15 protein-coding genes are annotated in these 15,206 nt (G+C 70.9%); 8 read left to right on the top strand and 7 right to left on the bottom strand.

Annotation, left to right across the window (positions count from 1 at the left end; translation table 11 throughout):
- Nucleotides 1-79: 79 nt before the first annotated feature.
- The 3 genes from ACI7BZ_RS15940 to ACI7BZ_RS15930 all read right to left on the bottom strand — a co-directional run bounded on the left by ACI7BZ_RS15940 (nt 80) and on the right by ACI7BZ_RS15930 (nt 2,562).
- Complete coding sequence (locus ACI7BZ_RS15940) at nt 80-1,252, bottom strand: GNAT family N-acetyltransferase (protein ID WP_414118141.1); 1,173 nt, start codon at nt 1,250-1,252, stop codon at nt 80-82.
- Between the two features lie 75 nt (nt 1,253-1,327).
- Nucleotides 1,328-2,071, bottom strand: a complete 744-nt coding sequence (locus ACI7BZ_RS15935; RefSeq protein WP_414118140.1) for a glycerophosphodiester phosphodiesterase family protein — start codon at nt 2,069-2,071, stop codon at nt 1,328-1,330.
- 26 nt (nt 2,072-2,097) lie between these two features.
- Nucleotides 2,098-2,562, bottom strand: a complete 465-nt coding sequence (locus tag ACI7BZ_RS15930; protein ID WP_414118139.1) for a RidA family protein — start codon at nt 2,560-2,562, stop codon at nt 2,098-2,100.
- A 126-nt stretch (nt 2,563-2,688) separates the two neighbouring features.
- On the opposite strand from ACI7BZ_RS15930, the gene ACI7BZ_RS15925 reads away from it, so the two are divergent.
- Nucleotides 2,689-3,513 (top strand): EipB family protein, encoded by an 825-nt coding sequence (locus ACI7BZ_RS15925; protein ID WP_414118138.1) that lies wholly within the window; start codon nt 2,689-2,691, stop codon nt 3,511-3,513.
- A gap of 162 nt (nt 3,514-3,675) precedes the next feature.
- Nucleotides 3,676-3,966, top strand: coding sequence for an acylphosphatase (locus tag ACI7BZ_RS15920; RefSeq protein ID WP_414118137.1), 291 nt, complete (start codon nt 3,676-3,678; stop codon nt 3,964-3,966).
- An 86-nt stretch (nt 3,967-4,052) separates the two neighbouring features.
- Here the strand turns inward: ACI7BZ_RS15920 and ACI7BZ_RS15915 are convergent, their stop codons facing one another.
- Together ACI7BZ_RS15915 and ACI7BZ_RS15910 are read right to left on the bottom strand one after the other, a co-directional pair.
- Nucleotides 4,053-5,351: a DNA polymerase IV gene (locus tag ACI7BZ_RS15915; protein WP_414118136.1), complete on the bottom strand. Its 1,299-nt coding sequence runs from the start codon at nt 5,349-5,351 to the stop codon at nt 4,053-4,055.
- 10 nt (nt 5,352-5,361) lie between these two features.
- The gene (locus ACI7BZ_RS15910) at nt 5,362-5,688 is read right to left on the bottom strand and encodes a DUF3572 domain-containing protein (protein ID WP_414118135.1); all 327 of its coding nucleotides are present in this window, start codon (nt 5,686-5,688) and stop codon (nt 5,362-5,364) included.
- A gap of 92 nt (nt 5,689-5,780) precedes the next feature.
- Here ACI7BZ_RS15910 and ACI7BZ_RS15905 point away from each other — a divergent pair, with 92 nt between their 5' ends.
- The 6 genes from ACI7BZ_RS15905 (at nt 5,781) to rpmG (ending at nt 11,564) form a co-directional block, all read left to right on the top strand.
- A complete protein-coding gene (locus ACI7BZ_RS15905) occupies nt 5,781-6,149 on the top strand; it encodes a response regulator (protein ID WP_149577534.1) in 369 nt (122 codons plus the stop codon).
- 285 nt (nt 6,150-6,434) lie between these two features.
- A complete protein-coding gene (gene rnr, locus ACI7BZ_RS15900) occupies nt 6,435-8,777 on the top strand; it encodes a ribonuclease R (RefSeq protein WP_414119186.1) in 2,343 nt (780 codons plus the stop codon).
- A gap of 33 nt (nt 8,778-8,810) precedes the next feature.
- On the top strand, nt 8,811-9,305 hold the full coding sequence (locus tag ACI7BZ_RS15895; RefSeq protein ID WP_414118134.1) for a DUF983 domain-containing protein: 495 nt from the start codon (nt 8,811-8,813) through the stop codon (nt 9,303-9,305).
- A 21-nt stretch (nt 9,306-9,326) separates the two neighbouring features.
- Nucleotides 9,327-10,061, top strand: coding sequence for an NUDIX hydrolase (locus ACI7BZ_RS15890; RefSeq protein WP_414118133.1), 735 nt, complete (start codon nt 9,327-9,329; stop codon nt 10,059-10,061).
- 9 nt (nt 10,062-10,070) lie between these two features.
- Entirely contained in the window at nt 10,071-11,240 is a 1,170-nt protein-coding gene (locus ACI7BZ_RS15885; RefSeq protein WP_414118132.1) for an MFS transporter, read from the top strand.
- Nucleotides 11,241-11,396: 156 nt separating this feature from the next.
- On the top strand, nt 11,397-11,564 hold the full coding sequence (gene rpmG, locus ACI7BZ_RS15880; RefSeq protein WP_414118131.1) for a 50S ribosomal protein L33: 168 nt from the start codon (nt 11,397-11,399) through the stop codon (nt 11,562-11,564).
- 450 nt (nt 11,565-12,014) lie between these two features.
- Here rpmG and ACI7BZ_RS15875 read toward each other — a convergent pair whose 3' ends face one another.
- Together ACI7BZ_RS15875 and ACI7BZ_RS15870 are read right to left on the bottom strand one after the other, a co-directional pair.
- Nucleotides 12,015-12,872: an SH3 domain-containing protein gene (locus tag ACI7BZ_RS15875; protein ID WP_414118130.1), complete on the bottom strand. Its 858-nt coding sequence runs from the start codon at nt 12,870-12,872 to the stop codon at nt 12,015-12,017.
- A 225-nt stretch (nt 12,873-13,097) separates the two neighbouring features.
- Nucleotides 13,098-14,909 (bottom strand): extracellular solute-binding protein, encoded by a 1,812-nt coding sequence (locus ACI7BZ_RS15870; RefSeq protein ID WP_414118129.1) that lies wholly within the window; start codon nt 14,907-14,909, stop codon nt 13,098-13,100.
- Nucleotides 14,910-15,206 lie beyond the last annotated feature (297 nt).

Raw genomic sequence — 15,206 nt, 5'->3', positions numbered from 1 at the left:
ACCGTGCGGCAACGGGCGGATGGTGTCGCATGGCAAACATGCGCCCGCGCCGGGGCCGACCATGCCCTGCGGGCCAGGCTCAATCGCGCTCCTCCACGCAGGTGCGGCGGAACGGGCCAAGCTCGGTGAGCACCGCCGCATCCTCCTCCACGCTGGCGCGCTCCTGGTCGAGATATTGCGCCACCGCCCGGGCAAGGCCGGGATGGACGATGTGGTGGGCGGAATAAGTGGTGGTGGGCAGGTAGCCGCGGGCCAGCTTGTGCTCCCCCTGCGCCCCCGCCTCCACCACCTTCAGGCCGCGGGCGATGGCATAGTCGATGGCCTGGTGGTAGCAGACCTCGAAATGCAGGAAGGGGTGTTCCTCGATGGCGCCCCAGTAGCGGCCGTAAAGCGCCTGTGCTCCCACGAAATTCAGCGCCCCGGCCACATAGCGCCCGTTGCGGCGGGCCATCACCAAAAGGATCTGGTCGGGGATGCGCTGTGCCACCAGGGTGAAGAACTGCCGGTTGAGATAGGGCGTGCCCCATTTGCGCTGGCCGGTATCCAGGTAGAAGGTGAAGAAGGCGTCGAGGGCCTCTTCCGTCAGCGCCGCGCCGGTCAGCCATTCAATGCTGATGCCGTTGGCGAGGGCTTCGCGGCGCTCCTTCTTCAGGGTCTTGCGCTTGCGCGAGGCCAGCTCGCCCAGGAAGTCGTCATAGGTGGCATAGCCGGAATTGGTCCAGTGGAACTGGCGGTCGGTGCGCTTGAGGAAGCCGATGCGGGCCAGCGCCTCCCATTCCTCCGCGGTGGCGAAGGTGACATGGGCGGAGGAGGCGCCGCGCAGGCGCACCAGCTCCTTCAGCCCAGCCGCCAGGGCCGGCCGGCCCACCGGGTCCTCGGGATCGCGCAGCAGCAGGCGCCGGCCGGTGACCGGGGTGAACGGCACCGCCACCTGCACCTTGGGATAATATTCGCCGCCGGCGCGGATATAAGCGTCGGCCCAGCCCTGGTCGAACACATATTCCCCACGGGAATGGGACTTCAGATAGGCCGGCATCACCGCCGCCGGCCGCCCGTCCGGCCCGTCCAGCACCAGGTGCTGCGGCAGCCAGCCGGCGCGGGGGGCGGCGCATTGGGCTTCCTCCAGCGCCGAGAGGAAAGCGTGGCAGACGAAGGGTTCCGGCCGCACCGCCCCACCGGCGGCGCAGGCGTCCCAGTCGGCGGCCGCAATCTCGGTGAGGGTGGACAGGATGCGGATGCGGGCGTCGGGCATCCGCCTAATTTGTGCGTTGCATCAGGGCCTGCCCACCGCGACCGGACGCCGCAGGCACGGCGGCGGGTCAGCCGGTCAGGGGCGAAAGCCCTCGAACACCATCTGGTCGGCCCGGCGGGCGGCCAGGGCGCGCTGTTCCGGCGTGCGCACGGTCCAGGTCAGCAGCGGCACGCCGAGACGGCGGGCAAGGCGGGGCGCGGCGCCGCCGAGGTCGGCGACCCGGTAGTTCACGAACTGGAAGCGCGAGCGCGGCCAGTGCAGCAGATTGGCCAGGCAGAAGCCCTCAAGCGTGCCCATGCGCGGCCATTCGGGTGCGCCGTAGCGCCCTTCGGCGACGATGCCGCGCACGACCGCGGGCGCGCGCCGGCGCACCTCCACCAGCATTTCGGGGTCGAACGACATCAGCGCTGCCGGCCCCCCGTAGGCCGCCACCAGCTGCGCCGCCCGCGCCGCAAGGCGGGTGTCGCCGTCGAACGCGCTCTTGATCTCGATCACCAGCGGCACCCGCCCGGCGACCCGCGCCAGCAGCTGCGGCAGTGGCAGGATGCGGTCCGGCGTGCCGCGGAAGGCGATGCCCGCCAGCTCCGCGGCGGTGCGGGCGGCCACCGGCCCGGTCTCGGCGGTCAGCCGGTCGAGGGTGAAGTCATGGAACACCATGGCCTCGCCGTCGGCGCTGGCCTGCAGGTCCAGCTCTATGGCGAGGCCGGCGGCGATGGCCGCATCCATGGCGGCCGGCGCATTCTCGATGATGCCGCGGGCCGCATCGTGCAGCCCGCGATGGGCGACGGGACGCGCCGTGAGCCAGTGAAGGTCGCCCATGGCGCCGCCCCGTCCTTTCCGCCGGCTCAGGCCACTTCCACCACGGCTTCCACTTCCACCGCCGCATCGAACGGCAGGCCGGCGACGCCCACGGCCGAGCGGGCATGGCGGCCCTTGTCGCCCAGCACCGCCACCATGAAATCGGAACAGCCGTTCACCACCTTGGGCTGGTCGGTGAAGTCCGGCGCGCTGTTGACGAAGGCCACCAGCTTCACCACCCGCACCACCTGGTCGAGGTCGCCGATGCTGGCCTTCACCTGGGCCAGGATGTTGATGGCGCACAGCCGCGCCGCTTCCCGGCCGGTGTCGATGTCCACGCCGGCGCCGAGCTTGCCGGCCATGATCTTGCCGGCGGCGTCGATGGAAACCTGGCCGGAGACGAACAGCAGGTTGCCGGTGCGCACCACCGGCACATAATTGGCCAGCGGCGGGGTCGGGGTCGGCAGGGTGATTCCGAGTTCCGCAAGCTTGCTGTCGATGGACGAGGTCATGACGGTCTCCTGCCACATGCTGTGCGCAATTGGGCCTTCCTCTTGGCCGAACCGCAGCCCCCGTGCAACCCGGCCCGCGCCCCCAGGCGCCGGCCGCGCGCGGCGGTGCAGAAGGAATTTTTGACGATGCCGTTTTACCCGCGCCTGTTCGCCGCGACCGCCCTCAGCCTCTGGTGCCTGTCCGCCGGGGCCGCCGGGGCGGCACCGCTTCTGCCGCACAAGGCCACCTATCGCCTGACCCTCGACGGCTCGCGCCCCTCCGGCCAGCTGGAGGAGATGAACGGGCGGATCGACTATGAGATCACCGGCGACGCCTGCGCCGGCTACACCACCATGACCCGCCAGGAGAGCGAGAGCTCTTCCGGGGAGGGCGGGCCGGTGCGGCAGGCGGTCACCTCCAAGGGGTGGGAGGATGGGGAGGGCCGCTCCTACCGCTTCCTCTCCACCACCGAGGCGGGCGCCGATGCCGGCGCGAAGATCGAGGCCAATGTGGAGCGCCAGGGCCGCGAGGCCCTGAAGGTCACCGTCACCCAGCCGCAGCCGCGTACGGTGGAGCTGAAGGGCGACATTCTCCTGCCCACCGAGCATGTGGTCCGGGTGCTTGCCGCCGCGGCGGCGGACGAGCGCGTGTTCCAGGCCAAGGTCTATGACGGGGCGAGCGACCCCGCCAAGGTCTACGACACCCTCACCGTGATCGGCCGCCCCTCCACCGACGAGGCGCGCCTTGCCGCCCCGGCCCGGGCCACCCTTCAAGGGCACACCTTCTATCCGGTGACCGTGAGCTATTTCGAGGAAGGCGGCGTGGAGCGCGCGCCGGCCTATGTGATGAGCTTCACCCTCTACGACAACGGGGTGGTGGGCGGCCTGAAGATCGACTACGGCCGCTTCGCCCTGCTGGGCGCTATGTCCGCCTTCGAGCCGCTGGCGCCGGCCGGGGGGTGCAGCCGCTAGTGGTTCGACCGCGACAGATGGAACCCATCCGTTTCGAAAAGTTGATCCGCCAGGTCGAACCACTAGGTCGAACCACTAGGTCGAACCACTAGGTCGAACCACTAGGTCGAACCACTAGGTCGAACCACTGGGGGCCGGGATGAGCCGCGGGAGGAGGGCGCCTTGCGTGTCGTTCATGTGATGCTGCGCGGGCGCGTGCAGGGCGTGGGCTACCGCGCCTGGTGCGCGCGGGAGGCGCAGGCGCGCGGCCTCCTGGGCTGGGTGCGCAACCGCCAGAGCGGGGCGGTGGAGGCGGTGTTCGCCGGCGCGGCGCCGGTGGTGGATGCCATGCTCGCCGCCTGCCGCGCCGGCCCCGCCGGGGCGCGGGTGGACGACATGCTGGTGCACGAGGCCGCCGAGACGGCGCTGGCGGCCGGCGGGCGCGAGGCCTTCGCCGTGCTGGCGACGCTTTGAGCCGCTGACCGGGCCGGCGGGCGCCCTTCCGCTCAGGCAGGTGCCCGGGAGGTGCGGCCCCTTCGCGGCGGGGGATGTTGTGCGCCTCAGCGGCGCTTGCGCCGGTCGGTGGTGGCGTCCAGCAGGATGCCGCGGGAGAGGGCGGCGCGGCCGAAGCGGGCGCGCAATTCGTCCATGGCGCCCTCCGCCGCCTTCAGCCGCTGGGTGGTGGTATCCACCAGGTCGGCCGGGTCGGCGTCGGCAATGGGGCAGAGGTCCGAGACGCCCACCCCCACCAGCCGGAACAAGGTGCCGTCCGCCTCCTTCGCCAGCAGGTCCCGCGCCGCGCCGTGGATGCGCGCGGCAAGGCAGGTGGCGGCCTCCAGCGTGCGCGAGCGGGTGCGCTGGCGGAAATCGGCGGTCTTCAGCTTCAGCGTCACGGTGCGCCCGGCGATGCCGCCGCGCTTGAGGCGCTCGCTCACCTCCTCGGCCAGGGCATAGAGGGTCTGCTCCAGCGTGCGCAGGGCGCCGATGTCGCGCTCGAAGGTGGTTTCCGCCGAAACGCTCTTGGCCTCCCGGTGCGGCTCCACCTTGCGCGTGTCCAGGCCGAAGGCGAGGCGCGACAGGCGCAGCCCCTCGGCACCGTAGCGGGCGGCGAGCACGGCGGGGTCGGCGCGCTGCAGGTCGGCGATGGTGGTGTAGCCGTCGCTGGCCAGCCGTGTGCCGAACGCCGCCCCCACGCCCCAGATGAAGGTGACGGGGCGCGGCGCCAGGAAGGCCGCCGCCTCCTCCTGCCCCAGCACCGAGAAGCCGCGCGGCTTGTCGAGGTCGGAGGCGGTCTTGGCGAGGAATTTGTTGGCCGCCAGCCCCACCGAGACGGTGATTCCCACCTGCCGCTCCACCTCCAGCGCAAAGCGGGCGAGGGTGCGCGCCGGGCTTGCCCCATGCAGCGCCTGGGTGCCCGAGAGGTCCAGGAAGGCCTCGTCGATGGACAGGGGCTCCACCAGCGGCGTCAGCGCCTGCATCAGCGCGCGCACTTCGTGTCCCGCCTTGCGGTATTTCTCCATGTTGGGCTTCAGCACCACCGCCTGCGGGCACAGGGCCAGCGCCTTGAACATGGGCATGGCCGAGCGCACCCCATGGATGCGGGCGATGTAGCAGGCGGTGGAAACCACGCCGCGCTTGCCGCCGCCGATGATGAGCGGCACGTGGGCAAGGCTGGGGTCGTCGCGCTTCTCCACCGCGGCGAAGAAGGCGTCGCAATCCACATGGGCGATGGCGAGGGCATGGAGCCGGGGGTGGCGCACCACCCGCGGGCTGCCGCAGGCCGGGCAGCGCAGGCCGTGGGGTACCGGCGCCAGGCAATCGCGGCACAGACCGCTTGCAGAATCGCCGGGGGCGGTCATTGCGGGCCCGTCACATGGGCCGGCGCACCGCCGCGTCGGGGTCCGCGGGCGGGGCGAGGATGTCGTGGGCGCCCACCACATGGCGCGGGTCGAGCCCTTTGTCGGCGGCGAAGGCGATCAGCATGGCCTCGTCGGCGATGAGGAAGGCCAGCACGCCGGCGCCGAAGTCGCGCCGCGCGGCGGCATCGCGCAGGGTGGCGGGGGTGAGGCCGGTTTCCGAAAGGAATCGCACCAGCCGTTCGCCGTCGGCGGCGATGAAGGCGAGGGCGGACACCGCCACGTCCTGCGCCGCCTCGCGCTGGGCCTTGAGGCCCTTGGGTCTGTCCTGGATGGGCATTTGCGCTTCCGCAAGGAATGGGGTCTAGCTGTGCCCATTCCAGCACGTTCCGGACGGGCTTAGAAGCCGGCTTCGTCCACGGGGGATGCCAGATGGCAAAGACGGTGATGATCGTGGAGGACAACGAGCTGAACATGAAGCTCTTCCACGACCTGCTGGAGGCGCACGGCTACCGCACGGTGGAGACGCGATCGGGCGTCGAGGCGGTGGAACTGGCCCGCGCCCACCGGCCGGACCTCATCATCATGGACATCCAGCTGCCGGAGATTTCCGGCCTCGACGTGACCCGCAAGCTGAAGGCGGACCCGGAGCTGCGGGCCATTCCTGTGGTGGCGGTGACCGCCTTCGCCATGAAGGGCGACGAGGAGCGCATTCGCGCCGGTGGCTGCGAGGCCTATCTCTCCAAGCCCATCTCGGTGGCGAAATTCCTGCAGACCGTGCGCCAGTTCGCCGGCGGGTGAGGGGCCTTCCGCCTCCGGTTCCCGCGGCATTGGAAGCGGTTCGGCGTGCGGCGCTAGCCGCGGGCGCCCGTTCCGGGTAGCGTTCGGGCAAACCGGACCGATCCCTTGCCGAAGCGCCCCACCAAGCCCCCCCGTTCTCCCCGAGCCGGCGCCGCAGGCGCCGGTGCCACCCGGCCCGGCGCCACCAAGCCGCGGGCCGCGAAGTCGCGCGCCGCGCGCAAGGAGGCGGCGGCGGGACATGCGCGGGCGGAAACCCTTCTGGTCGCCCCCCTCGCCACCGGCCAGATGCCGACGCGCGAGCAGGTGCTCGCCTTCATCGCCTCCCAGAGCGGCGAGGTGGGCAAGCGCGAGATCGCCCGGGCGTTCGGCCTCGATGCGGCGCAGAAGGTGGAGCTGAAGGCCCTGCTGCGCGACCTCTCCGAGGCCGGCACGGTGGACCGCCGGCGCAAGCGCCTGCACGTGCCCGGCGCGCTGCCGGGCGTGGTGCTGGCCGACATCGTGTCCCGCGACCAGGACGGCGAGCTCATCGCCGTGCCGGTGGAATGGGACCGCGACGCCCATGGCGAGCCCCCCACCGTGCTGGTGCAGGTGCCCCGGCGCGGCCGCGGCCCGTCCTCCGGCCCCGCCCCCGGCCTGTCGGACCGGGTGCTGCTGCGCATCGTGGAAGGCAGCATCGAGGCGAACCTTCCCCATGTGGGCCGCGTCATCAAGGTGCTGGAGAAGGCGCGCCGCCAGACCATCGGCATCTTCCGCGCCGCCCCGCCCGGCTCGCCCCATGGCGGCGGCCGCATCATTCCGGTGGACAAGAAGCAGCTCGGCCGCGAACTGCAGGTGCCCCCCGGCGCCGAGCACGACGCCCAGGACGGCGACCTCGTGACCGTTGAGCTGATGCGCCAGCGCGTGTTCGGCCTGCCCACGGCGCGGGTGAAGGAGCGGCTCGGCTCGCTCAGCTCCGAGAAGGCGGTGAGCCTCATCGCCCTGCACGCCCACGCCATCCCCCACGTGTTCCCGGAGGCGGTGCTGAAGGAGGCGGAGGCGGCGCGCAAGGCCACCGTGCGCGGCCGCGAGGACTGGCGCGACCTGCCCCTCGTCACCATCGACCCGCCCGACGCCAAGGACCATGACGACGCGGTGCACGCGGTGGCCGACGACGACCCGGACAATCCCGGCGGCTTCATCGTCACCGTGGCCATCGCCGACGTGGCGGCCTATGTGCGGCCGGGCTCCGCCCTCGACCGGGAAGCGCTGCTGCGCGGCAATTCGGTGTATTTCCCCGATCGCGTCGTGCCCATGCTGCCGGAGCGCATTTCCAACGATCTATGCTCCCTGCGCCCGAAGGAGGACCGCCCGGCGCTGGCGGTGCGCCTGGTGATCGCCAGGGACGGCCGCAAGCGCGCCCACACCTTCCACCGCATCCTCATGCGCTCGGCCGGCAAGCTGGCCTATGCCCAGGCCCAGGCCGGCATCGAGGGGCGCGCCGACGATGCCGCCGATGGGCTGGTGGAGCCGGTGCTGAGGCCGCTCTATGCCGCCTATGCCTGCGTGAAGCAGGCCCGCGACCACCGCCAGCCCCTCGATCTCGACCTGCCGGAACGCAAGATCGTGCTGAAGCCGGACGGCACCGTGGACAAGGTGGTGGTGCCCGAGCGCCTCGACGCCCACCGCCTCATCGAGGAGTTCATGATCCTCGCCAACGTGGCCGCCGCCGAGACGCTGGAGGAGAGGAAGACCCCCCTCATCTACCGCGTGCATGACGGCCCCTCGCTGGAGAAGATCTCGGCCCTGCGCGATTTTCTCAAGACGCTGGACATCGCCTTGCCGAAGATCGACGCGGTGCGCCCCTCCCATTTCAACCGCATCCTGGAGCAGGTGCGCGGCACCGACGCCGCCCCCCTGGTCAACCAGGTGATCCTGCGCAGCCAGAGCCAGGCGGAATATGCGGCGGAGAATTACGGCCATTTCGGCCTCAATCTGCGCCGCTACGCCCATTTCACCTCGCCCATCCGCCGCTATGCGGATCTGGTGGTGCATCGCGGCCTCATCCGCGCCCTGGGCGCCGGGAAGGACGGGCTGCCCGAGGATGCGACCACATCTTCCCTTGCGGAAGCCGCTGCCGCCATCTCCGTCACCGAGCGCCGCGCCATGGCGGCGGAGCGCGAGACGGTGGACCGTCTCATCGCCCATCATCTGGCCGACCAGATCGGCGCCACCTTCCGCGCCCGCATCACCGGCGCCACCAAGGCGGGGCTTTTCGTCGCGCTGGACGAGACCGGCGCCGACGGCTTCGTGCCCGCGGCAACCCTCGGCCAGGATTATTACCGCTTCGACGAAACCCGCCAGGCCCTGGTGGGCGAGCGCACCGGGGAGATGCACCGCATCGGCGACCGGGTGGAGGTGAAGCTGGTGGAAGCGGCGCCGGTGGCCGGCGCGCTCCGGTTTGAGCTTCTCACCGAAGGCTCCTATGTAAAGGGTCCGCGCGGCCGCGCGGCGCCGCTGCGGCGATCGGGCGGGCCGAAGGGCCGGCCGGGTCCCGGCGGCCGCGAGGCCGGCGGCTTGCGTCCGCGGGCCGGCGGCGGCAAGAGCGGCGGCAACGGCGGTGGAAAAGGCGGCGGCAGGGGCCGGCCGTGAAGGGCTGAGGAAGGGCAGGCGCGGCCGATGGGCATGAATGTGACGACCGATCTGGCGGCGGATGCGGCGCGCGGCGATGCGCCTGCGCCCCGGCCGCCGGCGCGCTCCGTGCCGGCGGCGCTGCTGCGCGGCGCCCGGCGGGTGTGCCCCGCCTGCGGCACCGGCGCCCTGTTCGCCAGCTATCTGAAGGTGGAGCCCGTCTGCCCCGCCTGCGCCGAGGAACTTTATCATCAGCGGGCCGACGACGCCCCGCCTTATGCGGTCATCTTCGTGGTGGGGCACATCGTGGTGCCCCTGATGGTGATCGTGGAGGAGGTGTTCCGGCCCGACATGTGGGTGCATCTGGCCCTGTGGCTGCCGCTCACCCTCGCCTTGAGCCTTCTGCTGCTGCCGCCGCTGAAGGGCATGCTGGTGAATCTGCAATGGGCGCTGCGGATGCACGGCTTCGATCCCGCCAGCGAGGAGCGCGAGGCGCCGCCTAACGGCATGGTGGTGCCTGTCGTGCGTGCCGTGCGCCCCAAGCCCTGATGGCCGGATAGAAGACCTTCCATGACCGATTTTGCCACCCGTCTCACCAATGCCGAGCGCCGGCAGGACTGGCCCAATGTGCGGCCGCGCGACGCCTCGACCCTCATCCTCATCGACCGCAAGGGCAAGCAGCCCCGCGTGCTGATGGGCCGGCGCCATCCCGGCCTGAAGTTCATGCCCGGCGTGTACGTGTTTCCCGGCGGGCGGCTGGAGAAGACCGACAAGGCCATGCCGGTCTATGGCGTGATGGACGCCGACAGCGAGCGCCGGCTGATGACGCGGGTGCAGCGCCCCACCCTGGCCCGCGCCCGCGGCCTTGCCGCCGCCTGCATCCGCGAGATGTACGAGGAAACCGGCCTGCTGGTGGGCACGCGCGAACTCGGCGCGCCGCAGGCGCCGTGCGAGGCGTGGCGGGTGTTCGAGGAGCGCGGGGTGTTTCCCGATCTCGGCGCCCTCACCTATGTGGCCCGCGCCATCACCCCGCCGCGCCGGCCCAAGCGCTTCGACACCCGCTTCTTCGCCGCCGACGCCAACGCCGTGTGCGACGAGGTGAAGGGGCTGGTGGGCGAGAATTCCGAACTGGTCGAACTGCGCTGGCTCACCTTCGCGCAGACCGCGAAGGAGGAACTGCCCACCGTCACCCGCGTGGTGCTGGAGGAGGTGGCCCAGCGCATCGAGGCCGGCTTCCACGCCCGCCTTCCCGTGCCTTTCTATGCCATGCACCGCGGCACGTTCCTGCGCACCCTCCTCGACTGAAACGGACCGATGCACGCACCCGAAGGGCCAGCCGGCCACATGAGCCGCATGGCCTCCATTGCCGCCGCCATCTCCGCCATCACCGTGGTGGGGGTGGGCCTCAGCCTCTCCATCCCCCTGCTGGCGCTGGAACTGGAGGGGCGCGGCATTTCCAGCTTCTGGATCGGCATCAACACCGCCATGGCCGGCGTGGCCACCATCTTCACCGCGCCCTTCGTGCCCATGCTGGTGCGGCGGCTGGGCCTGAGGGCGCTGCTGGTGGCGGCGATCCTTCTGGCGGCGCTGAGCCTGCTCGGCTTCAAGGCGGCGCCGTCCTTCGTCCTGTGGTTTCCGCTGCGCTTCGCCTTCGGCGCGGCCTTGTGCATCCTGTTCGCGGTCAGCGAATTCTGGATCAACACCCTGGCCCCGCGGGACCGGCGCGGGCTGGTGATGGGCATCTATGCCACCGCCCTGTCCATCGGCGCGGCGCTGGGGCCGGCGATCCTGAGCGTGCTGGGGGCGGCGGGCTGGGCGCCCTATGTGGCCGGCGCGGTGGTGCTGGCCGCCGGCATGGTGCCGATCGTGCTGGCCAACGGCATGACGCCGCGCATCCATGACGACGACGAGCATCACGGCGTGCTCACCTTCGTGCGCCGCTCGCCCTCGGCGGTGCTTGCCGCTTTGGTGTTCGGCGCCATCGAGACGGCGGTGATGACCTTCCTGCCGCTCTACGGCCTGCGGCTCGGCCTCACGGAAGGCAACGCCGCCTTGCTGCTGACGGCGGCGGTGCTGGGCAATGTGGCGTTCCAGATTCCCCTCGGCCTCATCAGCGACAAGGTGGACCGGCGCATTCTGCTTCTCGCCTGCTCGGTGGTGGGGGCGGCCGGCGCCCTGACGCTGCCGTTCGTGCCGGTGTCCAGTTCCCTGTTCCTGGCCATGATCTTCCTGGCCACCGGCGTGGTGGGCTCGCTCTACACGGTGGGCCTTGCCCATCTGGGCGAGCGATTCCACGGGGCGGACCTGGCGGCGGCCAATGCGGCGTTCGTGATGCTCTATTCGGTCGGGCTCATCATCGGCCCGCCGCTCGCCGGCTTCGGCATGAAGCTCTATGACCCGTATGGCTTCGCCTTCGTCATCTGCGGCATGCTGAGCCTTTATGCCCTGGTGGTGGCGACCCGGCTGGCGGCGCGGGCGCGGTAGGGTTCCGGCCCCGGCCTTGACATTTGGGGCGCCTTGGGGGAATTTCCGCGCCCACGAGCCGCCAGACCGGCAGCGCGTCCGTTCTTCTTTTCGCAACCTCATGGTTTTCGCAAGCCAGACGGTCGCGCGCCGCATGCGGCACCCAGGGATCAAGACATGGCCAAGGCTGCAACCATCAAGATCAAGCTCCTGTCCACCGCGGATACGGGCGTGTTCTACGTCACCAAGAAAAATTCCCGCACCAAGACAGACAAGCTGGTGCTGAAGAAGTATGACCCGGTGGCGCGCAAGCACGTGGAATTCCGCGAGACCAAGATCAAGTGATCCTGCCGCGGCGCTATCCGTCCCGCCGCGCCGCCCTCACGAAAGGGTGGCTTGCGCGGCGGGACGGATAGCGTTATCGAATTGTCACATCGTGACTGACAGGGCGCTCTGCGGGGCGCCCTTTTCTTTTGGGCATCGCGTGTCCCAGCGTCAGGTGCCCTGCAGCCACCACGGGAAAGAGGATGGCCGGCGGGGAGCGAACGGGGAGGCCTCCCGTGACCGCTCACCCACCGGCCAAACCCCACGGACCCAGGAGATGCGGCGGACCTGAGCACTCCGTAGGGTTGCGCGGAAACAGGAAGCGCCGCGCCGGCGGGCGCCGGGGCCTTGCCTGCAGCCAGCCCGGCCGCGCCTGTCCTGTTTCGATCTGCAAGGCTTGAAGACTAGCACAACGCGGCAAAAGGAAAAGCCGCTGATTCGCGGCGGGATGCTGCTTGCTCGGATCGCGCCCTAGCGATCCACGGCGCTGCGATAGACGTAGCCGCGTTTGTCGCCGGTCGCCACCTCGCACCAGGATTTGCAGGAATAGAGGGTCACCCGCGTGCCTTCGTCCAGCGTGCCCAGGGCGGAGGCGGAGCGGCGGGGGCCGGAGCGCAGGGTCACATCCATGCTGATGCGGGCCGTGCGCGTGTCCGCGGTCTTCGGCGCCGTGTCCTTGGAAGCGCTGTCCTTGGTGGAGGCGTCCCCGGCCGCCGCGTCGCCGGAGGCGAGGGCGATGTCGCGCGGGCGTGCGGCGGGCAGGGGGGCCGCCTGCGCCGGTGGCGGGGCCTCCGCCACGGTGCCGTCGGGGCCATCGGTCATGGCGGCGGCCTCCGGCAGGGCCTGCTCGTCGGTTTCCATGGGCTCCAGGAAGGCCGGACGGGCGAAGTCCGCCGGGGTGGGCGGGGCGGTGTCGGGCGCGGCCACGGACGCCGCCATGGCGTTCACCGGCGCCGGATCGGCCACGCCGCCGGGATGGCCGAGGATGGAGGCCACCTTCGCCGAAAGCCGCGGATGGAGCGGGCCGGAGATCTGCACCGGCTGCGGCGCCGGCTTGACGTTGCCGGGCGCCACCAGATGCAGGGCGAACAGGCCGCCGCTGCCGAGAATGAGCACGGCTGCGGAAACCCCCAGCACCCGCCAGAGGGTGGTGCCATCGCTGCGGCGGCTGCGGCGTTGCGGGCGGGCACGGGGACTGGCGCCGATGCGCGGGCGCACGGCGGTGGGCCCGTTGTCCTGCACCCATGCAGCAGCCGGGTCGGGAGCGTCATCGAGGATGTCATCCTCGAAATCGTCGATGCGTCGGTGCGCGCGCTGGAGTCCAGCCATGCATTCGCCTCCCTGCCAACCCGGTTGCGGAGAGTTGGGACAGACTCGAAGGTCACATCACCAGTGAAGGGGAAGGGGTTTAGATCCGGTTCCCGTCGCCCTTCTTCATTCCCTTTGCCAGCAAAAGGCCGGCCGAATGCGTGGACACTGCCCGGCAATTGCGGCCGTTATTTGCCCGGGAGGTAATGGAGAAATCCGGCATTGCGCAACGGGTGCCGGGCGGGGTCAGCGTCCCGGCACCCGCCACCAGGTTTCCGGCACGGTGCCGTAGAGGGAGGGGCGCTGCGGGCGGGCGATGCGGGTCCAGCGGGCCAGCCACTGGCCGGGCGTGTGGAACAGGGGCACCCCATAGGCGCCGGACACCAGCACCCGGTCGAGCACCCGCGCGGCGGCCAGGTAATCCGCCTCGTCGCTGGCGGCGAGCAAAGCGGCGATGGCGGCGTCGATGGCCGGCGTCTTCGCGCCCATGTAGTTGCGCGTGCCCGGCGTGTCGGCGGCGGCGGCGCCGAAATAGAAGGCCTGCTCGTTGCCGGGGGAGAGGGATTGCCCCCAGGCATAAGGCATCATGTCGAAATCATAGGAGGCGCGGCGCGCATCGTATTGCACCGCATCCACATAGCGCACCTGCGCCGTGATGCCGGCGCGGTCGAGCTGGCTGGCGTAGGCGAGGGCGAGGCGCTCGTGTTCGCGCGTCGTCACCATCAGCTCGAAGGCGAAGGGGGCGCCGGTGTCGCGCCGCACCAGGCGGCCCTTGCGCAGCTCCCAGCCCGCCGCCTCCAGAAGGTCCAGCGCCGCCTTCAGGCGGGCGCGGTCGCGGCCGGAGCCGTCGGACACGGGCGGGCGATAGGTGCCGGCCAGCACGTCGGCCACCACCGCATCGGGGAAGGGGGCGAGCAGGGCAAGCTCGCGCGCATCCGCCGGCCGCCCGGCAAAGGAGAGGTCCGAGCCTTCGAAATAGCTGGCGGTGCGCAGATAGAGCCCGTGGTAGAAGCTGCGGTCCAGCCACTCGAAATCGAACAGCTCGATGAGCGCGCGCCGCACCCGCACATCGGCGAAGATGGCGCGGCGGGTGTTGAAGACGAAGGCGGAATAGGGCTTGGGCAGGCCAGTGGGGATCACCTCGCGCACCACCTCGCCGGCGCGGGCGGCGGGAAAGTCATAGCCGGTTTCCCAGCGGCCCGGGCTGCCTTCGAAGCGCGCATCCACCAGCCCCTTGCGGAACGCCTCGAACTCGCTGTTGGCGTCGCGGAACCAGGTGAAGCGCACGGTGTCGAAATTATAGAGGCCGCGATTGGCGGGCAGATCGCGCCCCCAGTAGTCGGGATTGCGCACCAGCGTCACCGACGCCCCTGCATCCACGGCGCCGATGCGGTAGGGGCCGGAGCCGGTGAGGGGCGAAAGGCTGGTTTCCTCGAACCGCTCGCGGCGGATGGCGGCGCGGGAGAACACCGGCATCAGCCCCATGATGAGGGGTAGTTCCGCGTCCGGCTCGGCGAAGGTGAAGCGCACCGTGTGCGCGTCCGGCGCCTCGGCCCGGCCCACCTTGGAATAATACAGGCGGTGGTTCGGGCGCCCCATCTCGCGCATCAGTTCGAACGAGAACAGCACGTCGGCGCTGGTCACAGGCGTGCCGTCGGAAAAGCGGGCGCGCGGGTCGAGGTTGAATTCCACATAGCTGCGCGCGGCATCGGTGGCCGCCGCCCGGGCGATGAGGGGATAGAGGGTGAAGGGCTCGTCCAGCGATCGGGCCATCAGGCTCTCCACCACGTAGCCGCGCACGAAGGCGGGGGCGGAGCCCTTCACGATGAAGGGGTTGAGGCTGTCGAAGGTGCCCAGCAGGGAGAGGTCCAGCCGCCCGCCCTTGGGCGCGGCAGGGTCGGCATAGGGAAAGGCGGTGAAATCGGCCGGCAGGTCCGGCGTGCCGCGCATGGCCAGCGCCGGCGCGGGCACATCCGGCGCGGCCGCGGCCGCTGGCGCCAGGCCCGGGGCTGCCGTCAGCAGCGCCAGCAGGAGAAGGCCGCTCAGCCGTGGCCGCATGGTGTCTTCCGCCTCCCTGGGCCGGTCGGGTCCGCTGCCTGGACCCGCGCGGGGCGGTGCGCCCGCATGCGATGGCCTTGAGCTCCGGCGTGCCCGGCCGGTGCCGTTTGCGGCACTTTCGCGCGGTTTGGGGCCGCGCCTGTCGTTTGTTGGCCGCATTCTTCGGCAAGGTAGGCGCCGAACGCCGCTTCGCCAAGGGGAATGGGATTCGCCACCTTCTCGCCTCAATTGGGCCGGAGACAGCCGGGGTTTCAGAGGGAGGCGGGCGGATCGGCGCATGTGCGCGTGCGCGGCGCG

This window comes from Xanthobacter sp. AM11 (assembly GCF_047444035.1).
Classification (GTDB): Bacteria; Pseudomonadota; Alphaproteobacteria; order Rhizobiales; family Xanthobacteraceae; genus Xanthobacter.
This window is presented reverse-complemented; position numbering and strand designations above follow the sequence as displayed.